22 protein-coding genes are annotated in these 23,138 nt (G+C 72.9%); 12 read left to right on the forward strand and 10 right to left on the reverse strand.

Annotated elements, in window-relative coordinates; genetic code table 11:
- The first annotated feature begins 119 nt into the window (after positions 1-119).
- Genes cobC through cobA form a run of 3 tightly spaced genes read left to right on the forward strand, consistent with a single transcriptional unit; the run spans position 120 to position 3,510 of the window.
- Complete coding sequence (cobC, locus tag KBX43_RS13860) at positions 120-1,202, forward strand: Rv2231c family pyridoxal phosphate-dependent protein CobC (protein ID WP_209962966.1); 1,083 nt, start codon at positions 120-122, stop codon at positions 1,200-1,202.
- On the forward strand, positions 1,202-2,272 hold the full coding sequence (gene cobT / locus KBX43_RS13865) for a nicotinate-nucleotide--dimethylbenzimidazole phosphoribosyltransferase (RefSeq protein WP_210884711.1): 1,071 nt from the start codon (positions 1,202-1,204) through the stop codon (positions 2,270-2,272). The genes cobC and cobT overlap by 1 nt, the downstream gene beginning before the upstream one ends.
- Positions 2,269-3,510: a uroporphyrinogen-III C-methyltransferase gene (cobA, locus tag KBX43_RS13870; RefSeq protein WP_043328883.1), complete on the forward strand. Its 1,242-nt coding sequence runs from the start codon at positions 2,269-2,271 to the stop codon at positions 3,508-3,510. Before cobT ends, cobA begins: the two co-directional genes overlap by 4 nt.
- Before the next feature lie 20 nt (positions 3,511-3,530).
- Here the strand turns inward: cobA and otsB are convergent, their stop codons facing one another.
- From otsB to KBX43_RS13890, 4 genes are all read right to left on the reverse strand, one after another.
- Positions 3,531-6,131: a trehalose-phosphatase gene (otsB, locus tag KBX43_RS13875; protein WP_043328885.1), complete on the reverse strand. Its 2,601-nt coding sequence runs from the start codon at positions 6,129-6,131 to the stop codon at positions 3,531-3,533.
- Entirely contained in the window at positions 6,128-7,528 is a 1,401-nt protein-coding gene (locus KBX43_RS13880; RefSeq protein ID WP_043328887.1) for a trehalose-6-phosphate synthase, read from the reverse strand. The genes otsB and KBX43_RS13880 overlap by 4 nt, the downstream gene beginning before the upstream one ends.
- Before the next feature lie 141 nt (positions 7,529-7,669).
- The gene (locus KBX43_RS13885; RefSeq protein WP_051611384.1) at positions 7,670-8,062 is read right to left on the reverse strand and encodes a hypothetical protein; all 393 of its coding nucleotides are present in this window, start codon (positions 8,060-8,062) and stop codon (positions 7,670-7,672) included.
- Positions 8,059-8,343 carry a hypothetical protein gene (locus KBX43_RS13890; RefSeq protein ID WP_113974807.1) on the reverse strand — a complete coding sequence of 95 codons (285 nt, stop codon included), beginning with the start codon at positions 8,341-8,343 and terminating at the stop codon, positions 8,059-8,061. Before KBX43_RS13890 ends, KBX43_RS13885 begins: the two co-directional genes overlap by 4 nt.
- Before the next feature lie 213 nt (positions 8,344-8,556).
- On the opposite strand from KBX43_RS13890, the gene ettA reads away from it, so the two are divergent.
- From ettA to KBX43_RS13910, 4 genes are all read left to right on the forward strand, one after another.
- A complete protein-coding gene (gene ettA / locus KBX43_RS13895) occupies positions 8,557-10,233 on the forward strand; it encodes an energy-dependent translational throttle protein EttA (protein ID WP_043328893.1) in 1,677 nt (558 codons plus the stop codon).
- A complete protein-coding gene (locus tag KBX43_RS13900; protein WP_043328894.1) occupies positions 10,226-10,669 on the forward strand; it encodes a thioesterase family protein in 444 nt (147 codons plus the stop codon). Before ettA ends, KBX43_RS13900 begins: the two co-directional genes overlap by 8 nt.
- A complete protein-coding gene (locus KBX43_RS13905) occupies positions 10,666-11,331 on the forward strand; it encodes a hypothetical protein (RefSeq protein WP_043328896.1) in 666 nt (221 codons plus the stop codon). The genes KBX43_RS13900 and KBX43_RS13905 overlap by 4 nt, the downstream gene beginning before the upstream one ends.
- 131 nt (positions 11,332-11,462) lie before the next feature.
- Complete coding sequence (locus KBX43_RS13910; RefSeq protein WP_043328898.1) at positions 11,463-12,047, forward strand: YbjN domain-containing protein; 585 nt, start codon at positions 11,463-11,465, stop codon at positions 12,045-12,047.
- A gap of 12 nt (positions 12,048-12,059) precedes the next feature.
- Here the strand turns inward: KBX43_RS13910 and KBX43_RS13915 are convergent, their stop codons facing one another.
- The 3 genes from KBX43_RS13915 to KBX43_RS13925 form a co-directional block, all read right to left on the reverse strand.
- Positions 12,060-12,446 (reverse strand): globin, encoded by a 387-nt coding sequence (locus KBX43_RS13915; protein ID WP_051611386.1) that lies wholly within the window; start codon positions 12,444-12,446, stop codon positions 12,060-12,062.
- A gap of 78 nt (positions 12,447-12,524) precedes the next feature.
- Positions 12,525-13,898, reverse strand: coding sequence for an MFS transporter (locus KBX43_RS13920; RefSeq protein ID WP_043328901.1), 1,374 nt, complete (start codon positions 13,896-13,898; stop codon positions 12,525-12,527).
- 236 nt (positions 13,899-14,134) lie between these two features.
- Positions 14,135-15,190 (reverse strand): mechanosensitive ion channel family protein, encoded by a 1,056-nt coding sequence (locus KBX43_RS13925; RefSeq protein WP_223201338.1) that lies wholly within the window; start codon positions 15,188-15,190, stop codon positions 14,135-14,137.
- A gap of 176 nt (positions 15,191-15,366) precedes the next feature.
- On the opposite strand from KBX43_RS13925, the gene KBX43_RS13930 reads away from it, so the two are divergent.
- Both KBX43_RS13930 and KBX43_RS13935 read left to right on the forward strand, forming a co-directional pair.
- Positions 15,367-16,824, forward strand: a complete 1,458-nt coding sequence (locus KBX43_RS13930; protein WP_113974810.1) for a D-glucuronyl C5-epimerase family protein — start codon at positions 15,367-15,369, stop codon at positions 16,822-16,824.
- 200 nt (positions 16,825-17,024) lie between these two features.
- Positions 17,025-17,564: an HNH endonuclease gene (locus KBX43_RS13935; RefSeq protein WP_030502198.1), complete on the forward strand. Its 540-nt coding sequence runs from the start codon at positions 17,025-17,027 to the stop codon at positions 17,562-17,564.
- Positions 17,565-17,573: 9 nt separating this feature from the next.
- Here the strand turns inward: KBX43_RS13935 and KBX43_RS13940 are convergent, their stop codons facing one another.
- The 3 genes from KBX43_RS13940 to KBX43_RS13950 form a co-directional block, all read right to left on the reverse strand.
- Positions 17,574-18,431: a class F sortase gene (locus KBX43_RS13940; protein WP_043328904.1), complete on the reverse strand. Its 858-nt coding sequence runs from the start codon at positions 18,429-18,431 to the stop codon at positions 17,574-17,576.
- Positions 18,432-18,443: 12 nt separating this feature from the next.
- Entirely contained in the window at positions 18,444-18,953 is a 510-nt protein-coding gene (locus tag KBX43_RS13945; protein ID WP_043328906.1) for a hypothetical protein, read from the reverse strand.
- A 79-nt stretch (positions 18,954-19,032) separates the two neighbouring features.
- Positions 19,033-19,473, reverse strand: a complete 441-nt coding sequence (locus tag KBX43_RS13950; protein WP_030502195.1) for an Lrp/AsnC family transcriptional regulator — start codon at positions 19,471-19,473, stop codon at positions 19,033-19,035.
- 148 nt (positions 19,474-19,621) lie between these two features.
- Between KBX43_RS13950 and KBX43_RS13955 the strand changes: the two genes are divergently transcribed.
- Genes KBX43_RS13955 through KBX43_RS13965 form a run of 3 tightly spaced genes read left to right on the forward strand, consistent with a single transcriptional unit; the run spans position 19,622 to position 23,120 of the window.
- The gene (locus tag KBX43_RS13955) at positions 19,622-20,500 is read left to right on the forward strand and encodes a tryptophan 2,3-dioxygenase (RefSeq protein ID WP_210884664.1); all 879 of its coding nucleotides are present in this window, start codon (positions 19,622-19,624) and stop codon (positions 20,498-20,500) included.
- Positions 20,501-20,514: 14 nt separating this feature from the next.
- Positions 20,515-21,795, forward strand: a complete 1,281-nt coding sequence (gene kynU, locus KBX43_RS13960) for a kynureninase (RefSeq protein WP_209962958.1) — start codon at positions 20,515-20,517, stop codon at positions 21,793-21,795.
- A complete protein-coding gene (locus tag KBX43_RS13965) occupies positions 21,792-23,120 on the forward strand; it encodes an NAD(P)/FAD-dependent oxidoreductase (RefSeq protein WP_209962956.1) in 1,329 nt (442 codons plus the stop codon). Before kynU ends, KBX43_RS13965 begins: the two co-directional genes overlap by 4 nt.
- Positions 23,121-23,138 lie beyond the last annotated feature (18 nt).

Raw genomic sequence — 23,138 nt, forward strand, 5'->3', positions numbered from 1 at the left:
GGTCAAGCTATGACATTTCCGATTCGGAAATGAGAAGAACTCATAAACCGGCGGACCGTGACGCGACCCACGCCGGGATGCGCTGTCCCGGGCGGCGGCTACCCGGCAGGATCGCGGACATGCCCGCACCATCGACCGGGAGCGCCGCCGCGCTCGACGAGCCCGACCTGGGCCACCACGGGGACGCCGAGGCCACGCCCGGCCTGGTCGACCTGGCGGTCAACGTGCGCCGCGCCCCGATGCCGGACTGGCTGGCCGACCCGGTCACCGCCGCGCTGGGCGACCTGGCCGCGTACCCGGACCCGGCGCCGGCCCGCGCCGCCGTCGCTCACCGGCACGGGCGACCCCCGGAAGAGGTACTCCTCACCGCCGGCGCCGCCGAGGGTTTCGTCCTGATCGCCCGCGCGTTGTCCGGCGTCCGCCACCCCGTCGTGGTGCACCCCCAGTTCACCGAGCCGGAAGCCGCGCTGCGGGCCGCCGGGCACCGGGTGGACCGGGTGCTGCTCGACCCGGCCGACGGCTTCCGCCTGGACCCGGCGAGCGTCCCGGAAGACGCCGACCTGGTCATGATCGGCAACCCCACGAACCCGACCTCCGTGCTGCACCCGGTGGAGGCGATCGCCACGCTGGCCCGCCCCGGACGGGTGCTCGTGGTCGACGAGGCCTTCGCCGACACCACCACCGCGCCGGGCGTCGACGGCGAGCCCGAGTCCCTGGCCGCGCGTCGCGACCTGCCCGGCCTCGTGGTCGTGCGCAGCCTCACCAAGACCTGGGGCCTGGCCGGGCTGCGGATCGGCTACCTGCTCGGCGACCCCGCGCTGCTGGCCCGGTTCGCCGCCGCGCAGCCGCTCTGGGCGGTCTCCACCCCCGCGCTCGCCGCCGCCACCGCCTGCGCCGCGCCGGCCGCCGTCGCCGCCGAACGCGCCGTCGCCGCCGAACTCGCCGCCGACCGCGACCACCTGGTGGCCCGCCTGTCCGGCCTGCCCGGGGTGCGCGTGGCGGGCCGCCCCGCCGCCGCCTTCGTCCTGATCCACGTGGCCGGCGCCGCCGACGTACGGGAGCGGCTGCGCGCGCACGGCTGGGCGGTACGCCGGGGCGACACGTTCCCCGGGCTCGGCCCGGACTGGCTCCGGATCGCCGTACGCGACAGGGGCACCACAGACGCGTTCATCGAGACGCTGGCACGGATCCTGGAGGCATGATGCTGGAGTCCACAGTCGCGGCGATCCGGCCGCTGGACGAGGCCGCCATGGCGGCGGCCCGCGAGTTGCAGGGGCGGCTGACCAAGCCCGCGGGCTCGCTCGGCGCCCTGGAGCCGCTCTCGGTACGCCTCGCCGGGCTGGCCGGCGCCTGCCCGCCGCCGCTGCCCGAGCCGGCCGCGGTGGCGATCTTCGCCGGTGACCACGGCGTGCACGCCCAGGGCGTGACCCCGTGGCCGCAGGAGGTCACCGCCCAGATGATCGCCAACTTCCTGGCCGGCGGCGCCGTGGTGAACGCGTTCGCCCGCCAGGCCGGCGCCTCGGTCACGGTGGTGGACGTCGGCGTGGCCACCCCGATCCCCGGCGCCGAGTCCGCCGACCCGGCCGGGCCGCGTCTGGTGTCCGCGAACGTCCGCGCCGGCACCCGCGACATGACTGTCACCGCCGCGCTCACCCGGGACGAGGCCCGCACGGCCGTCGAGACCGGTATCCGGGTCGCGGGCGAGCTGATCGACGCCGGGGCGGGAATCCTGCTCACCGGCGACATGGGCATCGGCAACACCACCCCGTCCGCCACGCTCATCGCCGCGTTCTCCGGCGTCGACGCCGAGGCGGCCACCGGCCGGGGCACCGGGGTCGACGACGAGACGTACGTCCGCAAGGTGGCGGTGGTGCGGGCCGCGCTGGCCCGGCACGAGCCCGACCCGGCCGACCCGCTGGGCGTCCTCGCGGCGGTCGGCGGGCTGGAGCACGCCGCGCTGACCGGCCTGATCCTCGGCGCCGCCGCGCGCCGGGTGCCGGTGCTGCTCGACGGCGTGATCGCGGTGAGCGCCGCGGTCGCCGCCGCCGCGTTCGCGCCGGACGCGGTGGGCGCCATGGTGGCCGGGCACCGCAGCGCCGAGCCGGGCGCCACGGCGGCGCTGCGGCACCTCGGACTGGAGCCGCTGATCGACCTGGGGCTGCGGCTCGGCGAGGGCACCGGGGCGCTGCTCGCCCTGCCGGTGGTCACCGGCGCGGTCCGGGTACTGCACGAGGTGGCGACGTTCGACTCCGCCGGGGTGGCGGAGAAGTGACCGGACCGACGTCGCCCAGCCCGTACCCCCTGGGGTTGCGGCTGGACGGGCGGCGCGTGGTCGTCGTGGGCGGGGGAGCGGTCGCCACCCGGCGGGTGCCGGCGCTGCTCGACGCCGGCGCGGACGTCCTGCTGGTCTCGCCCGAACTGACGCCGGCGCTGCGTGCCCACGTCGACGCCGGGCGGCTGCACTGGGAGCCGCGCCGGTTCGCCCCCGGTGACCTGGACGGCGCGTGGCTGGTCCAGGTGGCGGTGGACGACCGGACCGCCGCCGCCGCGGTCAGCGCCGCCGCGGCCGAGCGGCGGATCTTCTGCGTACGCGCCGACGACCGGACGGCGGCGAGCGCGTGGACGCCGGCGGTGACCCGGCACGGCCCGGTGACGGTTGCGGTCCTCGGCGGCGGCGACCCCCGCCGCGCGATGGCAGTCCGCGACGCCGTCCGGGAGTTGCTCGGAAGGAAGGGCCCCCCGTTAACGCCTGCGGTAGAGGAAGGGACCCCTGTTAACACCGGCGGCCGCGTCGCGCTCGTCGGATCCGGTCCGGGCGACCCGGAGCTGATCACCGTGAAGGGATGGCGGCTGCTCACCGAGGCCGAGGTGGTCGTCGCCGACCGGCTCGTGCCCGGACTGCTCCTGGACGAGATGCGCCCCGACGTCGAGCTGGTCGACGCCTCCAAGATCCCGTACGGGCCGTCGCGTGCCCAGGAGGAGATCAACCGGATCCTGGTGGACCGGGCCCGGGCCGGCAAGGTCGTGGTACGGCTCAAGGGCGGCGACCCGTACGTCTTCGGCCGTGGCGGCGAGGAACTGCTGGCCTGCGCCGAGGCGGGCGTACCGGTGACTGTGGTACCCGGCGTGACCAGCGCGATCGCGGTGCCCGAGGTGGCCGGCGTGCCGGTGACGCACCGGGGCGTGGCGCACGAGTTCACAGTGGTCTCCGGGCACCTCGCGCCCGACGCGCCCGCGTCACTGGTGCGCTGGGACGCCCTGGCCGGGCTGCGCGGCACGCTGGTGATCCTGATGGGGCTGAAGAACCTCGCCGCGATCAGCGCCACCCTGATCGCGCACGGCAAGCCGGCGGACACCCCGGCCGCGGTGATCCAGGAGGGCACCACGTCGGCCCAGCGCACGCTGCGCTCCACGCTCGGCGCGGTCGCCGCCGACGTCGAGGCCGCCGCCCTGCGCCCACCCGCGATCGTGGTGGTAGGCGACGTGGTGCACGCCCTGACCCCCGCCTGACCCTCCGCCCTCGTACGGCGTTACTGCTTGAGCATGTTGTCCAGCAGCAGGGCGCAGCGGATCAGGCCCAGGTGGCTGTACGCCTGCGGGTGGTTGCCCAGCCCGCGCTCGGCCAGCGGGTCGTACTGCTCCGGCAGCAGCCCGGTCGGCCCGGCCGTGTCGACCATCTGGGTGAACAGCTCCTCCGCGTCGCTCCGGCGGCCGGTGCGCAGGTACGCCTCGATCAGCCACGACGTGCAGATGTGGAAGCCGCCCTCCCGGCCGGGCAGGCCGTCGTCCCAGTGGTACCGGTAGACGACCGGCCCGCTGCGCAGCTCCGCCTCGATCTTGAGCACGGTGGAGAGGAAGCGCGGGTCGTCGCCGGCGAGCAGCCCGGAGATGCCGATCCACAGCGACGAGGCGTCCATCTCCTCGTAGCCGTAGGCGACGCTGTACGCCTCGGCCTCCGGGTGCCAGCCGTGCTCCAGCACGTTCGAGGCGATCCGGTCGCGCAGCTCGACCCACTCGGGCCGGTCCTCGCCGCCGTGCCGCCGTACGACGTGCAGCGCCCGGTCCACGGTCATCCAGAGCATGACCTTGGAGAAGACGTGGTGCCGCGGGGGGAGGCGGGCCTCCCAGATGCCGTGGTCGGGCTCGTGCCAGCGGCGGCGTACCGCCTCGACCATGTTCTCCAGCACCCGCCACTCGTCGTCGCGGATCGAGCCCCGGGCGTCGGCGACTGCCGCGATCAGGTCCGCGACCGGGCCGAACACGTCGAGCTGGAGCTGGTGGTTGGCGAGGTTGCCGACCCGTACCGGCCGGGAGCCGGCGTAGCCGGGCAGCGTGTCGATGACCGCCTCGGCGCCCAGCTCGAAGCCGTCCACCGTGTAGAGCGGGTGCAGCCGCTCCGGGTGCCCGCCGGTGCGCTCGACCACGCCGTCGATCCAGCGCAGCAGACCTTCGGCCTCCTCGGTGGAGCCGAGGTCGACCAGCGCGCGGGCGGTCATCGCGGCGTCCCGGAGCCAGCAGTAGCGGTAGTCCCAGTTGCGGACACCGCCCAGCTCCTCGGGCAGCGACGTGGTGGCCGCGGCGAGGATCGAGCCGGTGGGCTCGTGGCAGAGCCCGCGCAGCGTCAGCGCGCTGCGGGCGACCAGGTCCCGGGCGGTGGCGGGCAGCCGCAGCGAGGCCACCCAGTCCTTCCAGGGCTGCTCGGCGGCGGCCTGCCGTTCGTGCACCGGCAGCCGGTGCGGCTCCAGGCTCTGGGTGCCGAAGCGCAGCTCCAGCACCACCTGGCCGCCGGCCGCCGACAGGTCGACCACCGCCTTCGCGGTCTCGTACCCAGCGTCGTTGGTGACCTCCCACTCGACGCCGGGGGAGTGCAGCGCGACCGGCTCGTTGGAGCCGAGCACCAGCAGGCCGTCGTCGAGCGGCTGGAGCTGCACCGCGACCTGGCCGAACTCGGGCCGTGGCGCGAACTCGACGCGGGCCCGCCCGGTGCCGCTGAGCACCCGGACCAGTGTGGAGTCGCCGCTGACCACGGCCGGGTCGTCCGGCGTGGTCTGCCGTACCGGTAGGTCGAGCCAGTCGGTCACGGTCAGGCCGGACCAGCGGGTCTCGACGGTCATCGTGTTGCTGCGGTAGCGCTGGCCGAGCGGGATGCCGCCGCGCTCCGGGCCGACCGTGAAGTGCCCGGCCGGGCTGCCGCCGACCAGGTCGGCGAAGATCGCCGCCGAGTCCGGCTTCGGGTGACACAGCCAGGTGATCTTCGCTTCCGGCGTGACGAGCGCGACGGTACGGCCGTTGGCGAGCATCGAGTGCCGCTCGATCGGCACCGCCCGCTCGCCGAACAGCCAGTGCCGCCGCGTCTCCAGCAGCAGCCCCAGTGCGCGGGCCGCCTCGATCGGCTCGGACACCCGGTAGTCGGCGCGGGTCTCGCCGGGGCCGATCTTGATGCCGACGTCCGGCCCGGTCAGGTTGCCGAACGCGTTCTCGTCGGTGACGTCGTCGCCGATGAACAGCACCGCGCTGGCGGCGAGCTGGGTCCGGAGCTGGTCGATCGCGGTGCCCTTGTTGGTGACCACCACCGACAGCTCGATGACTTCCTTGCCCTGGGTGACCGTCACGCCGTCCCAGGTCGCCGGCCCGTTGCGGACCGCCTCGACGGCCCGGGCGGCGGTGTGCGGGTCGACGCCGCGGGTGTGCACGGCGACGCTGGCGGGCTTGCGTTCCAGGCGGATGCCCGGATGCTCGGCGGCGATCTCCCGCAGCGCCTCGCGGAGCCGGTGCCGGACCGCGATCAGCTCGGGGGTGAGGCGCTCGACGAAGCCGATGTCGAACTCCGAGCCGTGGCTGCCGACGAGGTGCACCTCGCTGGGCAGCCGGGAGAGCGTGGCCAGGTCGCGCAGCGCGCGGCCGGAGACCACCGCGACGCTGGTCTGCGGCAGCGAGGCCAGAGCGCGTACCGCGGCCACCGACTCCGGCAGCGGAACGGCCTTGCTCGGGTCCTCGACGATCGGCGCGAGCGTGCCGTCGTAGTCGCAGGCGACCAGAAGCTGCGGAACCCGGGCGATGCGGCCGATCGCGGCACGCAGTTCGGGATCCAGCACGCCGCCGTGTGCGGCGGCGAGGGCGGGCGAGGTCACGCAGCCTCCGTATCTCCGACGCCGAGCTCGCTGAGGAACGACTTGGCCCAGTGGCCCACGTCGTGGCTGCGCAGATGGCGTTGCATGACGCGCATCCGGCGGCGGGCTTCGGGCTTTTCGACATGCACGGCCCGCAGCAACGCGTCCTTCACCGCGTCCGGGTCGTGGGGATTACACAGGAACGCCTGGCGCAGCTCGGTGGCAGCGCCGGCGAACTCACTGAGCACGAGCGCGCCGCCCTGGTCGGCGCGCGATGCGACGTACTCCTTGGCCACCAGATTCATTCCGTCTCGCAGCGGGGTCACCATCATGACGTCGGCCGCGACGTACATCGCGGCCAGTTCGGAGCGACTGTACGACTGATGCAGATAATGCACTGCAGGCACGCCGACCCGGCCGAATTCACCATTGATCCGGCCAACCTCGCGTTCCACCTTCACCCGAAGTGCCTGGTAGTGCTCCACACGCTCGCGGCTGGGCGTGGCGACCTGCACCATAACCGCGTCCGGAACTGTCAACTTTCCGTCAGCGAGGAGTTCGCGGAAGGCCTTCAGGCGGAGTTCGATGCCCTTGGTGTAGTCGAGCCGGTCGACGCCCAGGATGATCGTCTTCGGGTTGCCCAGCTCCTCGCGGATCTGCTTGGCGCGGGCCTGGATCGCCGGGTCCTCGGCCAGCCGCTCCATCTCCTTGGTGTCGATCGAGATGGGGAACGCGCCCGCCTTCACCTGCCGGCCGTCGACCTGGATCATCTGGCCCTCGTAGCGCAGGCCGAGCAGGTGCCGGGCCAGCCGGACGAAGTTCTGCGCCGCCAGCCGCTGCTGGAAACCGACAAGGTCCGCGCCGAGCAGGCCGCGCAGGATCTCGGTGCGGAACGGCATCTGCATGAACAGCTCGATCGGCGGGAACGGGATGTGCAGGAAGAAGCCGATCCGCAGGTCCGGCCGCAGCTCGCGGAGCATCGCCGGCACCAGCTGGAGCTGGTAGTCCTGGACCCAGACCGTGGCGCCCTCGGCCGCCACGTCGGCCGCGGCCTCCGCGAACCGGGCGTTCACCAACCGGTACGCCTCGCGCCAGCGGCGCTTGTACGCGGGTGTCTCCACGGCGTCGTGGTAGAGCGGCCAGATCGTCGCGTTCGACTGGCCCTCGTAGTAGCGCTCCAGCTCCTCGGCGCTCAACGGCACCGGGTGCAGGCGGATGCCCTCCAGGTCGAACGGCTCGGGCGCGGCGCCGGTGCCGCCGGCCCACCCCACCCAGGTGCCCTGGTGCTCGGCGAGCACCGGGTGCAGCGCGGTCACCAGCCCGCCCGGGCTGCGCCGCCACTGCCGCCCCTCGGGTGTGCTCACCTCGTCGACCGGCAGGCGGTTGGCCACTACGACAAAGGAGCTACGGACGGTCACGATCGGCCACCTCCGGGTACTGACGGGTCCACCGCGATGAGCGTACTGAGCGTAGCTGCGGCCTCTGTTCCCCCGTGCCGGAGTTACCTACCCGTCCCAGAACCGCCGAACCCACCGCGTGATCTTGTCGACACCGGTGGCTCAGAGGTCGATGATCGGCCACTCCTTCGGCAGCACCTCACCGAGCAGCTCCCGCCGGTCCGTCACGATCGGCACGAGCGGATTGGCGGCGGCCTCCATGGCCAGCTGCGCGAGATCCATCCGCCCGGTCATCCGCCGCGACCAGCCTCCGAGGTAGGCGCACATGTCAGGTTCCACGGGGGTGATCTGCACCTGCGGCAGGGCGGCCAGCAGTTCCAGAAGCTCCCACTGCGGAGCCGTGGCCTGCTGATGGGCATGCGCCAGGCAGAGGGCGGGCACCAGCACGTCACGCGCGTAGTCGGCGGCCTCGGCGATCCTCGCACCGACGTCCTTGGCGCCCGAGGCATAGGCCAGCAGCGCGGCCGTGTCGAGCGCCAGGCCGAACTGCGTCACCGCCGCGCCTTCGCCCTGGCCGCAAGGACCTCCGACTGGAGCCGGGTGGCCCGCTCACGAAGCTCGGGCGTGATACTCGCGGTGAGCTGCTGCATCTCCGCGTGGGCCCGGGCCACGTCCTCGTCGGTGATCGTGACACCGGCGCGAGCGAGCAGCACCCGCGTCTGCTCGCCGGCCATCTGCCGACGCACGGCGCGCGCTACGAAGGCGGACACGTTCGGCTCCTTGGCCAGCCGCTCCGCGACGTCGTCCGGCAGGCTCACGGCGATCTTCTTGGTCATACGCCAAGGCTATTCAGTCATACCCGCGCCGGCAAGGAGGCGCGCCACCGTACCCCTGGGGTGGGGTGATGTGGGCGTGGCGGTCCGTACCTGTCAGGATTGACGGCGGCGTGCGTGCGGCCGGCTCCCGGCCGGCGGCGGCGGGCGGAGATCGACGCCCGCGCCCCGCACCCGACAAGCCCGCGAACGCAACCGACGGAGGTAGCCCGCACCGTGGCCCAGTTCATCTACGTCCTGGACAAGGCGCGCAAGGCGCACGGCGACAAGGTCGTGCTCGACAACGTGACGCTGAACTTCCTGCCGGGTGTCAAGATCGGGGTGGTCGGTCCGAACGGCGCCGGTAAGTCCAGCCTCCTCAAAATCATGGCAGGGCTGGACCGGCCGAGCAACGGCGAGGCCCGGCTCATGCCCGGCTACTCCGTCGGCATGCTCGCGCAGGAGCCGCCGCTCAACGAGGAGAAGACGGTCCTCGGCAACGTCGAGGAGGCGGTCGCCGAGACCAAGGCCAAGCTGGAGCGGTTCAACGCCATCGCCGAGCAGATGGCCACCGACTACTCCGACGAGCTGATGGAGGAGATGGGCAAGCTCCAGGAGGAACTGGACGCCGCCGACGCGTGGGACATCGACTCCAAGCTCGAACTCGCGATGGACGCGCTGCGCTGCCCGCCGCCGGACGCCGACGTCACCAAGCTCTCCGGTGGAGAGCGCCGCCGGGTCGCGCTGTGCAAGCTGCTGCTGGAGGCGCCGGACCTGCTGCTGCTCGACGAGCCCACCAACCACCTGGACGCGGAGAGCGTGCAGTGGCTTGAGCAGCACCTGGCCAAGTACGCCGGCACCGTCCTGGCGATCACCCACGACCGGTACTTCCTGGACAACGTGGCCAACTGGATCCTGGAGCTGGACCGCGGCCGGGCCTACCCGTACGAGGGCAACTACTCCACCTACCTGGAGAAGAAGGCCGCCCGGCTCTCCGTCGAGGGACGCCGCGACGCCAAGATGAAGAAGCGGCTGTCCGAGGAACTGGAGTGGGTCCGCTCGAACGCCAAGGCTCGGCAGACCAAGTCCAAGGCCCGCCTGGACCGCTACGACGAGATGGCCGCCGAGGCGGAGAAGACCCGGAAGCTGGACTTCGAGGAGATCCAGATCCCGCCGGGCCCGCGACTGGGCAACACGGTCATCGAGGCGCAGAACCTGACAAAGGCGTTCGGCGACCGGGTGCTGATCGACGACCTGTCGTTCTCGCTGCCCCGCAACGGCATCGTCGGCATCATCGGCCCGAACGGCGTCGGCAAGACCACGCTGTTCAAGACCATCGTCGGGCTGGAGCAGCCGACCAGCGGCTCGGTCCGGGTCGGCGAGACGGTCTCGCTGTCGTACGTCGACCAGAACCGGCAGGGCCTGGACGGCGACAAGACGGTCTGGGAGGTCGTCTCCGACGGGCTGGACCACCTCATGGTGGGCAAGGTCGAGATGCCGTCCCGGGCGTACATCGCGGCGTTCGGCTTCAAGGGGCCGGACCAGCAGAAGCCGACGAAGGTGCTCTCCGGCGGCGAGCGCAACCGGCTCAACCTGGCGCTGACGCTGAAGATCGGCGGCAACGTGATCCTGCTCGACGAGCCGACGAACGACCTGGACGTGGAGACGCTGTCCAGCCTGGAGAACGCGCTGCTGGAGTTCCCCGGCTGCGCCGTGGTCATCTCCCACGACCGGATGTTCCTGGACCGGGTCGCCACGCACATCCTGGCCTGGGAGGGCGACGACCAGAACCCGGCGAAGTGGTTCTGGTTCGAGGGCAACTTCGAGGCGTACGAGAAGAACAAGATCGACCGGCTCGGCGCCGAGGCGGCCCGGCCGCACCGGGTGACCTACCGCAAGCTCACCCGTGACTGACCGCTTCGTCTACCACTGCGCGTTGCGCTGGTCCGACCTGGACGCGTACGGCCACGTCAACAACGCCCGCTTCCTCACGCTCTACGAGGAGGCCCGGGTGGCGATGATGTTCGCCGGTGGCCGGGCGTGGGGAGTGGGCTCGTTCGCCGACGGGGTGGTCATCCGCCGGCACGAGGTCGACTACCTGCGCCCGGTCGACTACGCGCTCGGCCGGGCCAGCGCGGAGGCGGCCCCGACCGTGCGGATCGAGCTGTGGGTGGACCAGATCCGCAACGCCTCGTTCTCGGTCGCCTACGAGCTGTACGACGGCGACACGCTGGCCAGCACCGCCCGGTCGGTGCTGGTGCCGTTCGACCTCGCCGCCCAGCGGCCACGCCGGATCTCGCCGGACGAGCGCGCGTTCCTGCTCCGCTACGCGCCGGGGCTGAGCGGATGACGACCGGGCACGGGCTGACCGGGGTGGCCGACGCGGGGGCCTTCCTGGCCCGGCTGGTCCGGTTCGACCCGGCCACGGTGGTCCGCCTGCGGCCGGTGCCCGGCGCCGGGCGTACGGCGCTCTGGGCGCGGCTGCCCTGGGGGGTGCTCGTGGTCCGTACCGTGCCCGGCGCCGCCCCCGGTGACGTCACGGTGGCCGCGGGGGAGCTGCTGGCCGAACTCTCCGCCGGGGGCGCGGCGCTGCCGGTACGGCGGGACGACGGCTGGCGCTGGCAGCTCCCACCGGCTGCCAGCCGCGTGGTGGAGACGCTGCCCGGCGCGGAGTTGCGCCGGATCGCGGAGGCGGCGGCCGGGACGCTGCGCGAGGCGGCCACGCACGGGGTGGCCGGCCGCGCGGTGGGTCAGCGGGTGCTGCGGGACGCGCTGCTGGACCACGTCGCCGTGGTGGTGACGCCGGACGAGGACCCGCGCACGCCGGTGGAGGTGTCGCAGCGGCTGGTGCAGGGTCTGGTCCGGATGGGCTTCGCCGGTAGCGGCGAGGACGACGTTCAGGTGCGGGTCGCCGGCCGGTGGGTCGGGCTCGTCGGTCCGTTCGGGGCGGTGTGGTCGCGTACCGTCGCCGATCTTGCACTCAGGCCGATGCCGGGTCAGCCGAAAGTATGACCCATCATCGGCCTTCCGGTTTGGGGCGGCCGTTGGGGGGATGCCTCATGCCGCCTGTCCGGGTACCGTCCTTCCTCGGATCCAACGCACCGTAGGCGATTGGATCCGCTGGGGAGTGAGGTGCGCGAGCGATGCCGTGGTGGTCATGGCGCCCTGGTCCCGCCGCTGGCGGCGAACCGGAGACTCGAAGCGGAGTCACAGTGGATGACACCATCCGGGTGGGGCCACCTACCCCGCGCCAGCCGGGAGACGACGCGCCGGCACCCGAGCGCCCGGCCCTGGCGGACATGCCGGCCACTGTCGCCCCGGTCACCCTGAGCCGGGTCTGCGACGCGCTCGACCTGCTGGACGTGCGCTACCTGGCCGACGGCGGCGGCAACCTGCTGGCCATGTGGGAGCGGCACGCCGTGCTCGTCGCGCTGGAGGGCCCGGAGGACGAGATCCTGGTGATGCGGGCCCGCCCGCACGCCACCGTCCCGCCGGACTGGGCCGACCGGGCGTACCGGGTGGTCAACGAGTGGAACCACACCCGCCGCTTCTGCAAGGCGTACATCGGCGACCCGACCGAGCGCGGCCAGCTCCCGATCTACGCCGAACTCCAGGTCCCGCTCGGCGCCGGGGCCCACGACGCGCTGCTCGTCGAGATGCTCGACTGCGGCGCCGCGGTCGCCACCACGTTCGTCGACTGGCTGCACGACGAGGGCGCGCTGCTCTGAGAGCCGGGCGGCTCAGCCGGCCGCCGGGTCCTCCATCACGTTCACCATGAAGTAGGCGGCCCGCTCCAGGTAGTCCCAGAGCGCGCCGGCGAGCTGCGGCGGCAGGTCCAGCGCGTCCACCGCCCGGCGCATGTGCAGCAACCAGGCGTCGCGCTCCGCGGCGCCGATCCGGAACGGGGCGTGCCGCATCCGCAGCCGGGGGTGCCCGCGCTGCTCGGAGTAGGTGTGCGGCCCACCCCAGTACTGGATGAGGAAGAGGGTCAGCCGGTCCGCCGCCGGGCCCAGATCCTCCTCCGGATACATCGGCCGCAGCAGCGGGTCCTCGGCGACGCCGGCGTAGAACTCGTCCACCAGCTTGCGGAAGGCCGGTTCACCGCCGATCGCCTCGAAGAGGGTCATCGACTCGCCTGGGGAAGTCACGCTTCCATCCTGCCAGGTGCGCCCCCGCGGTCGCGCCCGCCCGCGGGGCGGCGCGGATCACGTCACCGCGTGCCGGCGCCGGCCGTGCTCCCGGCCCCGGTCGCCCGCCGCCGGGCCACGCGCGGCGTGCGTGGGTGCGGCGGCGTCCGGGGCCGACTCGGCGCGGGCGGCCGCGATCGCCGCGTCGATGGTGCGCGGCCGAGGCCAGGCGAACGCCGCGACGAGCATCAGCAGCACGCCCGCCGCACTCCACGCGCCGACCACCGACGGGACGGAGAACCGCTCGGCGAGGGCGCCGGTGGCGAGCACCGCGGCGCCCTGGATGACCTGGGTGCCGGTGGCCATCACCCCGAACGCCCGGGCCCGGTAGCCGTCCGGCAGGGCCTGCACGAACAGCCCGTTGGCGACCGGCACCAGCCCGGCGACGGCGAAGCCGCACGCCGCGGCGAGCAACGCCACCACGGACGGGGCCGGGTCGAGGAGCGCGGGCACGAGCACCGCCGGCGCGATCACCATCAGCGGCCGCATCAGCGCCAACCGGCGCGCCGGGGCGATCAGCCGCCCGATGATCACCCCGCCGAGGACGTATCCGACCGGACCGGCGGCCATGATGACCGCCTGGGCGGTGCCGGCGTCCATCGTGCCGTCGGTGCGCTCGGCGGCCCAGCCGGCGGCCAGCCCTTCGGGGACGATCGAGAACAGCATCGCGCTGAACACCAGCATCGCGATGGCCCGCAGCACCGGCCGTTCGAAGACGATGCGGAAGCCCTGGCCGGTCTCCCGCAGCAGGTGGCTGCGGTGCTTCGCGGTCATCGTCGACGGCCGGTCGTGTACGCCGACGCGGACCAGCAGGGCCGACAGGGCGAAGGTCGCCGCGTTGACGAGCAGCGCGGCGTTCGGGTTCAGCGCGGCGATGGTCGCGCCGATCAGGTAGCCGACGACCTGGGCGGCCTGGGACGCGCTGGTGAACGCGGACAGGCCCACCACCAGCCGGTCGCCGGTGAGGATCTGCGGCATCACCGCCGAGCGCGCCGCCTGGCTCGGCGGATTCGCGAGCGTGGCCAGGAAGATCAGCGCGAGGACCGACCAGGCCGGCATGAACGGCATGGCGACGAGCACCATCAGCGCCATCCGGATCAGGTCGCAGATCACCATGACCCGGCGGTAGCGGTGCCGCTCGGCGAGCGCGGAGAGCAACGGGCCACCGAGCAGCCAGGGCAGATAGCTGACCGCGAACGCGGCGGCGGAGAGCGCGACCGATTCGGTCTCGCGCAGCACGAGCACGGTGACCGCGGCCTTGGCGAGATAGTCGCCGACCCAGGAGAGGATGTTGGCGGCGAAGAGCGCCCGGAACTCCGGCTGACCGAACACGTCGCGGAAGGTGGCCGGGCCCTCCTGGGCGGGTCGCTCGTCGGACACCGTCGCCTCCATCGTTCCTGGTCGACCACTTGTGATGGCCCGACCGGGAACCGTCGTCAGATCAACCGATCAGCGAGGACACGAGCACGCTCCCCGGTGGAGCGTGTTCACCGGATTCTGCCCGATCGTCTGACAACTGGCTAGGGTGAACGGATTGATCGTCGCATCTCCGACTGAACCGAACGGACGATACCCGAGGGGCCGCGCGGAGCGCGACCCCCGGAAAATAGTCCGGCTTGTCCGGCGACTCAGGTGGGTCCGCTGGTCCCCGTGCCCTCGGCAGTGGGCGTCGCCGGCGTCTGGGGCGGCAGCCCGGGGAAGAGCCGGGCCGCCGCGATCTGCGCGGTGATCCCGGAGTTCTCCAGCGCCTCGGCGAGGCGGCGGCGCAGCTCCCGGCCCACCGCGAACTGCCCGTCCGCGGTGGTCTTGACGACGGTACGGATCACCGTGCCGTCCACGGTGATCTGCTCGACGCCGAGGACCTCCGGCGCCTCGACGATCTTCGGCGCCAGCTCCGGGTCCAGCGCCACCGACGCCGCCGCGGTACGCAGCACCGCCGTGGCCTCCTCGGTGCCGGCGAAGCCGATCGGCAGGTCGACCACGACCAGGGCCCAACCCTGACTCTTGTTGCCGACGCGGACGATCTCCCCGTTGCGGATGTACCAGAGCACCCCGCGGCCGTCACGGACCGTGGTCACCCGCAGGCCCACCGCCTCCACCACGCCCGTCGCCTCGCCGAGGTCGACCGTGTCACCGACGCCGTACTGGTCCTCGATCAACATGAACAGGCCGGCGATCAGGTCCTTGACCAGGCTCTGCGCGCCGAAACCGAGCGCCACGCCGGCGATGCCCGCGCTGGCCAGCAGCGGGGCCAGGTCGAAGCTGAACTCCTTGAGCACCATCAGCAACGCGATGCCGAACACGAACGCGGTGACCATGCTGCGCAGCACCGACCCGATCGCCTCGGCCCGCTGCCGCCGCCGCTCCGGCACGAACTGGTCCGGGTCGGGCGTGGCGCTGGGAATCCGCTCCCGCAGCGGGCGGAGCATGGTCGGCACCGCGCCGTCGGTGGTGGTCCGCACCAGCCGGTTGATGGTCCGGTGCAGCGCCCAGCGGGCGGCCACCGCGAGCAGCAGGATCAGCGCCACCCGCAGCGGCTTGAACAGGATCCAGTAGCTGCTCTCGGCGAACCAGGCGGAGTCGGTGACCCGGTACACCCACTCGCAGGAGCTGCTGCCCTGGCAGTCCGGCCGCCGGTCGGAGACGGCGGACAGCAGGGCGGAGATCAGGTCGGAGAGATTCACAGTGCTTTCGTACCGCACCCGCGTCGCCCGTCCGGCGCGGACCCACCGCCGGCCGGGCAACCCGCCCTGCTTCCTGCTCCGTTGTACCGGGGGGCGGCAAAAACGCCCCGGCCCGCACGGGGGCCCCGCGACTGGCCGTCCAGCGCGCAGCTGGGCGGAGCAAGGGGAAAAGCGACATGACGGAGGAACTCTTAGGCGCGCGCCGATCCTGGTCCCGTCGTCAGGTGCTGACGGTGGTGGCGGCGGCGGCCGGCGCCGCGCCGCTGGTGGCGACCGGGGCGGCGAAACTGTCTGCCGAATCGCCTGTCAAGTTCCGCAGCGACCCGTTCGAGATCCGCGATCTGCCGCAGGGGCAGCGGCCCTACTACAGCGGCGTGCGGCTCCCGCTCGTCGACACGGGCACGCACGACGAGCACGGCGTACGCATGGCGCTGCTCACCGGGAAGCTCTACGACCATCCGGTGGCCCAGGCCCAGTACGGCATCAACCTGCTGGAGAGTTACCGGGTCACCGGCGATCAGGTGTACCTCAAGCGGGCGATGGCGCAGGCGCAGCGCCTGATCGACAGGCGGGTCGTGCGGCGGGACGCCTGGTTCTACCCGTACCGGTTCCGGCACGCCATGCACCGCGGCACCGACGTCTACGAGACGCCGTGGTACTCGATGATGGCCCAGGGGCAGGCGATGAGCCTCTTCGTCCGGCTGGCGCAGATCGTCGGCGAGCGCACCCACTGGCGGCAGGCGGCCGACTCGACGTTCGCGTCCTACCTGCTCCCGCCGGTGGGCGGCCTGCCGTGGGGGGTGTACGTCAAGGACGGGCTGCTCTGGCTTGAGGAGTACGCCCACCCGACGCGGGTGCGCGGCGACCAGACCTACAACGGGCACGTCTTCTCGGCCTTCGGGCTCTGGGACTACTGGAGCCTGAGCCGCGACGCCCGGGCCCGCCAGATGCTCCAGGGCGCGATCACCACCGCCCGGGACGCCCACCACCTCGTCCGCACCCGCCAGTGGCGGAGCCGGTACTGCCTCACCCACCGCAAGGACGCGGGCATGTACCACTCGACGCACATCATCCAGCACGCCGTGCTGCACGCGATCACCGGCGACCCGACATTCGCCGGGATCATGGACCTGTTCTACTCCGACCACCCCACCTACGGGGTGTCCGGAACGATCCGGCTCGCCCCCGGGGACCACGTCGGCTACAAGTTCGACGCGTCCGGCACGGTCCTGGACCGCAAGCGGATCTCCCTGACCAGGCCGACCGAGGCGGCCTCCACGGAACGGCACAAGGTGATGCGGCAGACCGGCATCTGGTACGACATCAGCGAGGGGAGCCTGAGCGGCTACCTGGTCCAGGAGATCCCCGGCCGGTCGTACCAGATCGGGAGAGCGGCGCCGATCGGCTACCGCATCCCGCGCTCGGCGGTGGTCGTCGCCGCGCCCGGCAGGGCGTACTCCCTGGACGACGCCGGGAAGGTGACGGCGGTGACCGCCGGCCTCGCCGTCGGTGACACCGTGACAGTGGATCTGCGCGCCGCCATCGACGGCGTCCAGCACTACCGCCTGGCCGCCGGCCCGCACGAGGGCCAGTGGGTCCGGCTGGGCACCCTGCGTAGCGTCGGCACGGCGTAGCGCGAGCGCGCCGGACCGCCCCGGTGCGGGTGATCCGGTGGGCCGCTTGCAGATTCGTGCGTGCAATCGAGGGCGCGATCAGGGACTATTGGCGCAACGGACGTCGGTGATCCGGCCGGCGTCGGAATTCGTTCCGCGCTGTTCGCGGGCGGTTCCGGCGCGCAGACGGCGGGAGCGGCTGGACCGGGAGGGTGAGCGCGATGCCTGACATACGACCCACGGCGGGCTCCGGTGCGCTCGTTCTCAACGCCACCTACGAACCCCTGTGCGTCGTGTCGGTGCGTCGTGCCGCGATCCTCGTGCTCTCCGCCAAGGCGATCTGCGTCGCCGACGGCGAGGGCATCCTGCACAGCGCGCGCAACGCGTTACCGGTGCCCTCAGTGGTACGCCTGACCCGCTACGTCCGGGTGCCCTACCGCACCCACGTCGGGCTGTCCCGGCGGGCCGTGTTCGCCCGCGACGGGTGGCGGTGCGCGTACTGCCGGGGGCCGGCGGAGACCATCGACCACGTGTTCCCGCGCAGCCGGGGTGGCCGGCACGCCTGGGAGAACGTGGTCGCCGCGTGCGCGCGGTGCAACCACACCAAAGGCGACAAGACGCCGGCCGAGCTGGGCTGGCGGCTGCACCACCTGCCGGCCGCCCCGAAAGGGGCGGCCTGGCGGGTTCTCGGGCACCGCGCGCCCGACCCGCGCTGGGCGGACTGGCTCGACCTGCGCGAGCCCGAGTCCGAGGCGGCCTGACCGGCGCGCTCAGCGCGCCTTGACCAGCGAGGCGTAGACGACCAGGTTGTCCGCGTACCCGGTCTCGCCGCCCACCCAGCGCCCACCGCAGGTGATCAGCCGCAGGTTGGGCCGGCTGAAGTCGCCGTAGACGTCCTCCACCGGCAGCTTCTCCTTGCCGTACCGCTCGATCGAGGTCACCTCGAACACCGCCACCGAGCGGTCCTCGCGGGTCACCTCGATCCGGTCGCCGTCGTCGAGGTTCTTCAGCCCGTGGAAGACGGCCGGCCCGGTGGTGGTGTCGACGTGCCCGACGAGCACCGCCGGGCCGTACTGGCCGGGGGTGGGGCCCTGGTCGTACCAGCCGACCTCGCCGGCCCGGTCCACGTCCGGCACGTCGATGCTGCCGTCCGGCGCGATTCCGACGCGGTGCACCGGCGCGCGCAGGTCGAGCTTGCCGATGCTCAGGTCGGTCGGCGGGCTGGCCGGCAGCACCGGGAACTTCTTCGGCGGCGGGCGCAGGCCGGCGACGATCCGGTCCGGCAGCACGCTGACCCCGGTCACCCGTTCCAGCCCGAGCATGGCCACGATCAGCGCCATCACGCTCGCCACCACGAGCACCGGGACACCCGGGTTGCGGCTCGGGGCGTACCGGCGGGTGGTGGCCGGTGCGGCGCGGGCCGGGACCGGCCGCGGGTCGGCGGTGGTGACGCTGGCCGTGAAGGCGTGCCCGGCGACATGGGCGAACCGGCGCGCGGCCCGGGACGTCAGCCGCAGCGCGGCCCGGAGCCGTTTCGCGCGCTCCGGCGGCCGGCGGCCGGCGGCGCGACGGCGGGTGCGGTCCGCCGCCGGGCCGGCGCGGTCCCGGCGGCGCGATTTGCGGGCCATGTCGGCGCCTCGTCAGACGCGGTTACCGGTCTTGCGGCGGGCGCTCACGCCGGCCACCACGGCCACCGCCACCAGCCCGCCGACCAGCAGCAGCGAGCCGGTGCCCCGGCCGCCCGCGGCGCCCCCACCGCCGGTCGCCGGTCCCTTGCTCGGCTGCGCCATGTTCAGCACGGTGAGCATGGTCGAGGCGGTGTTGCCGTTGGAGCAGTCCAGGTTCACCGGGTAGTCGCCGGGCGCCTTGTTGCCGGGCACGGTGACCGAGCCGGTGAGGAAGCCGTTGTCGGGCCGCAGCGTCACCCGCCCGAAGGCGTCCGAGGTGACCTGGGCCTGACGGTTGTTGCTGTTGTCGCAGCCGGCCCGCAGGCTCACTCGGGAACCGGCCTGGACGCTGTTCGGCGTCACCTCGATGAACACGCTCTCGCCGGCCCGCGCCGGTGGCGCGGTCGCCAGGACGAACGTCGCGACCAGGCCGAACAGGCCCAGTACGGACGACAGCACGCGGTGTGACAGGAGCCCTCGCATGGTTCCCCCCTCCCGGCGCGACGGTGCGCCGGACCCACTGACGGGCAGCGGCGGCTGCTTTCCCGGCGGGCAGGGGAAGCTAACGAGGCGCCTTCACCACGGGATGCCAGGCCAGCGGCGTGGAGAGCACCATCGTGCTGGACGGCTGGCCGTACGGGGCGAGCCGGTCGATGACCTCCTCGAACTCGCCCATGTTGGTGGCGGCGACCTTGAGCATGCTGCAGGCGTCCCCGGTGATCCGGTGGATCTCCATGATCTCCGGCCAGCCGGCCACCTCGGGGTCGTTGAGGATGCAGCGCGCGCCGTAGCAGGACATCCGGATCAGGGCGAGCACCGTGCGTCCGGCCCGGGTGAGGTCGACGTGGGCGTGGTAGCCGGTGATCACGCCGGACTCCTCCAGCCGCCGCACCCGTTCGGCCACCGCGGGCGGGGACAGGTGGACCCGGCGGGACAACTCGCTGTACGAGAGCCGGGCGTCGGCCTGGAGCTCACGCAGCAACGCCCAGTCCATGTCGTCCACGCGGGGACCTTCCTTCCGTAAAGGGAGCGACGCGAGATGGTTTCGGTTCGCGAGGTGAGACCACCATACCGCCGTTGAACAGGCATTCCATTCGGCCGCCCACCAGCGGGATCATGACGTCTACCCCGCGCACGGACGGAGAACGACTGTGGAACAGACGACGGCGGTGCGCCCGGTAACCCCCCAGGAACGGGCGGCTCGGGCGGCACGCAACGGCGGCGAGCCGACGCTGGAATTCGCCGAGCGCGTGCCGTACGACGCCTACGTACGGGCCAGCACCCTGCACCGGCTCCAGGAGCCGCTCAGCGACGACCCGGGCGAGATGTCCTTCCTGATGGTCAGCCAGATCATGGAGCTGTACTTCGGGCTGACCTGCCACGAGCTGCGGCACGCCAAGCGTGAGCTGCGCGAGGACCGGATCTGGGAGGCGCTGGCCCCGCTGCGCCGGGCCGCCCTGCACCTGGAGGGCCTCAACGCGGCCTGGCACGGCCTGCGCTGGATGAGCCCGGCCGACTTCAACCGCTTCCGCGACCGGCTCGGCGAGGGCTCCGGCTTCCAGTCCGCGATGTACCGGCAGCTGGAGTTCCTGCTCGGCCTGCGCGACCGGGCGCTGATCCGCCCGTTCCGCCGGCAGACCGACGTGTACGACGAGCTGACCGCCGCGCTGGCCACGCCGAGCCTCTGGGACGAGGTGGTGGGGCTGCTGGCCCGCAAGGGCTTCGACGTGCCGGCCGAGCTGCTGTCCCGGGACGTCAACACCGAGCACGAGGCGCACCCGGCGATCGAGGCGGCCTGGGTCCGGATCTACGGCGACAGCGGCCCGGACAACCACCTGCGCCTGCTCGGCGACGCGCTGACCGAGATCGCCGAGGAGTTCGGCGACTGGCGCTGGAACCACGTCAAGGCCGTGCAGCGCACCATGGGCGCCAAGGTCGGCAGCGGCGGTTCCGCCGGACTGGCATGGTTGCAGCGCAGCATGGCCCGGGTGGTCTTCCCGGAGCTGTGGTCGGCCCGCACCGCGATGTGACGAGAGAGAACAGCATGCACACCCCCGAGAACGAAGCCCTCCGCCGCGACGCCGACGACCCCGGTCACCGGCACCTGTTCCACATCCCGCCGGCTGACGGCGGTCGCTACCCGGACACCGCGTACCTGGCCGGCAACTCGCTCGGCCTGCAGCCCCGCGCCACCCGGGACGAGCTCCTCGCCGACCTGGACGCCTGGCAGCGCCTGGGCGTGGAGGGGCACCTGGAGTCGGAGCGGCCCTGGCTGCCGTACCACGAGCTGCTGACCGCGCCGGCCGCCCGCCTGGTCGGCGCGCTGCCCGCGGAGACGGTGGTGATGAACTCCCTCACCGTCAACCTGCACCTGCTGATGGTGAGCTTCTACCGGCCGGCCGGCGAGCGCACCCGCATCGTGATCGAGGACAGCGCGTTCCCGTCGGACAGCTACGCGGTGCGCAGCCAGGCCCGCTTCCACGGCCTGGACCCGGACACCACCGTCGTCCGCCTCAAGCCGCGCCCCGGCTCCGACACGCTCGGCACGCAGGACGTGCTGGACTTCCTGGCCCGCGAGGGCCACACGGTGGCGCTGCTGATGCTCGGCGGCGTGAACTACCTGACCGGCGAGCTGATGGACATCCCCGCCATCACCGCCGCCGGGCGGGCCGCGGGCGCGGTCGTCGGCTGGGACCTGGCGCACGCCGCCGGCAACGTGCCGCTGGCGCTGCACGACTGGGACGTCGACTTCGCGGCCTGGTGCTCCTACAAGTACCTCAACTCCGGCCCGGGCGCGCTGGGCGGCGTCTTCGTCCACGAACGGCACCTCGGCGACCCGTCGATCCAGCGCTTCGAGGGCTGGTGGAGCACCGAGGCGGCCACCCGGTTCGAGATGACCCCGGTGTCCCGGCCGCCGGCCACCGTCGAGGCGTGGCAGATCTCCAACCCGCCGATCTTCGCGATGGGCCCGGTGCGTACCTCGCTGGAGCTGTTCGACTCCGTCGGCATGCCGGCGCTGCGCGAGCGCAGCCTGCGGCTCACCGCCTGGCTGGAGCAGCTGCTCGACGAGGTCACGCCGGGCCGCCCGCTGAGCGTGGTCACCCCGCGCGACCCGGCCCGGCGCGGTTGCCAGCTCTCGGTGCGGATCGGGGTGGGCAGCGCGAACGAGCTGACCAAGCGGCTGCGGCACGAGCACGGCGTCGTCGCCGACGCCCGGGAGCCGGACATCGTCCGGTTCGCCCCGGTGCCGCTCTACTCGACGTACCACGACTGCTGGCGGGTCGCCGAGGCGCTGGCGGCAACTGTTGAGAAGGAGGGCTCATGACCGAGCGCGACGAGATCGCTGTCGTCGGCGCCGGGCTGGCCGGCTGCCTGCTGGCCTGCTACCTGGCCCGGCGCGGCTACCCGGTGGCCCTCTACGAGCGGCGGCCCGACCCGCGTACCGGCACCGTCGAGCGGGGCCGCTCGATCAACCTGGCGCTGTCCGAGCGCGGCCTGGACGCGCTGCGCCGCATCGGCCTGGAGGACGAGGTGATGGCGGACGCGCTGCCGATGCGCGGCCGCATGATCCACCCGGTCGAGGGTGAGCCGGAGTTCCAGTCCTACAGCGGCACCGGCGACCTGGCGATCAACTCGATCAGCCGGGGCGCGCTGAACAACGCGCTGCTGGACGCCGCCGCCGCGCTGCCGAACGTGCGCGTCGCGTTCGACCACCGGCTGGTCGGCCTCGACCCGCTCGGCGGCGAGATGACGTTCGAGACCCCGCAGGGCAAGGTCACCGCCACCGCCTCGGTCATCCTCGGCGCCGACGGCGCCGGCTCCGCGGTGCGCGGGCAACTGCTCGCGTACGGGGGCCTGACCGAGAGCCTCGACTTCCTCGACTACGGCTACAAGGAGCTGACCATCCCGCCGCTGGGCGGGGAGTTCGCGCTCGACCCGGGCGCGCTGCACATCTGGCCGCGCGGCACCTCGATGATGATCGCGCTGCCGAACCCGGACCGCTCCTTCACCTGCACGCTGTTCTGGCCGACCCACGGCACGCGCAGCTTCGCGTCGCTGAGCAGCCCGGCCGCGATCGAGCGGTTCTTCGCCACCCACTACCCGGACCTGGTCCCGCTGGCCCCGAACCTGGTCGACGACTACCAGCACAACCCGGTCGGCGTGCTCGGCACGGTGCGCTGCACGCCGTGGCAGGTGGCCGGGAAGGTCGGCCTGATCGGCGACGCCGCGCACGCCATCGTGCCGTTCTACGGCCAGGGCGCGAACTGCGCGTTCGAGGACGTGGTCGAGCTGGACCGCTGCCTCGACGAGTGCGACGACGAGTGGGCCGCCGCGCTGCCGCTGTTCCAGCACCGCCGCCAGGACAACGCGGAGGCGATCGCCCGGATGGCGCTGGCGAACTTCGTGGAGATGCGGGACAAGGTCGCCTCGCCGGTGTTCCGGACCCGCAAGCAGGTCGAGCACGCGCTGGAGCGCGCGCTGCCCGGCCGCTACGTCTCCCAGTACGAGCTGGTCTCGTTCTCGACCACCCCGTACGCGCAGGTGCGCCGCCGGGTGCGCGCGCAGTACGCGGTGGTCGGCGCGGTGGCGGCCGGCGCGGTGGCGCTGCTGGCCGGTGGGGTCCGCGCGGCGCTGGGGCGGCGGCGATGACGCTCTGGGATCCCCGGC

This window comes from Micromonospora sp. C41 (assembly GCF_018070485.1).
GTDB lineage: Bacteria > Actinomycetota > Actinomycetes > Mycobacteriales > Micromonosporaceae > Micromonospora > Micromonospora chalcea.

Coding starts and splice junctions, on each gene's coding strand:
- KBX43_RS13915 (WP_051611386.1), bottom strand. CDS start 12,446: ATGACCCTCTTCGAGGCGATCGGCGGTGAACCGGCCTTCCGCAAGCTG.
- KBX43_RS13910 (WP_043328898.1), top strand. CDS start 11,463: ATGCCGTGGTGGTCATGGCGCCCTGGTCCCGCCGCTGGCGGCGAACCG.
- KBX43_RS13945 (WP_043328906.1), bottom strand. CDS start 18,953: ATGCGAGGGCTCCTGTCACACCGCGTGCTGTCGTCCGTACTGGGCCTG.
- KBX43_RS13935 (WP_030502198.1), top strand. CDS start 17,025: ATGCCTGACATACGACCCACGGCGGGCTCCGGTGCGCTCGTTCTCAAC.
- KBX43_RS13965 (WP_209962956.1), top strand. CDS start 21,792: ATGACCGAGCGCGACGAGATCGCTGTCGTCGGCGCCGGGCTGGCCGGC.
- cobC (WP_209962966.1), top strand. CDS start 120: ATGCCCGCACCATCGACCGGGAGCGCCGCCGCGCTCGACGAGCCCGAC.
- KBX43_RS13905 (WP_043328896.1), top strand. CDS start 10,666: ATGACGACCGGGCACGGGCTGACCGGGGTGGCCGACGCGGGGGCCTTC.
- KBX43_RS13940 (WP_043328904.1), bottom strand. CDS start 18,431: ATGGCCCGCAAATCGCGCCGCCGGGACCGCGCCGGCCCGGCGGCGGAC.
- KBX43_RS13930 (WP_113974810.1), top strand. CDS start 15,367: ATGACGGAGGAACTCTTAGGCGCGCGCCGATCCTGGTCCCGTCGTCAG.
- KBX43_RS13920 (WP_043328901.1), bottom strand. CDS start 13,898: ATGGAGGCGACGGTGTCCGACGAGCGACCCGCCCAGGAGGGCCCGGCC.
- cobT (WP_210884711.1), top strand. CDS start 1,202: ATGCTGGAGTCCACAGTCGCGGCGATCCGGCCGCTGGACGAGGCCGCC.
- kynU (WP_209962958.1), top strand. CDS start 20,515: ATGCACACCCCCGAGAACGAAGCCCTCCGCCGCGACGCCGACGACCCC.
- KBX43_RS13890 (WP_113974807.1), bottom strand. CDS start 8,343: ATGACCAAGAAGATCGCCGTGAGCCTGCCGGACGACGTCGCGGAGCGG.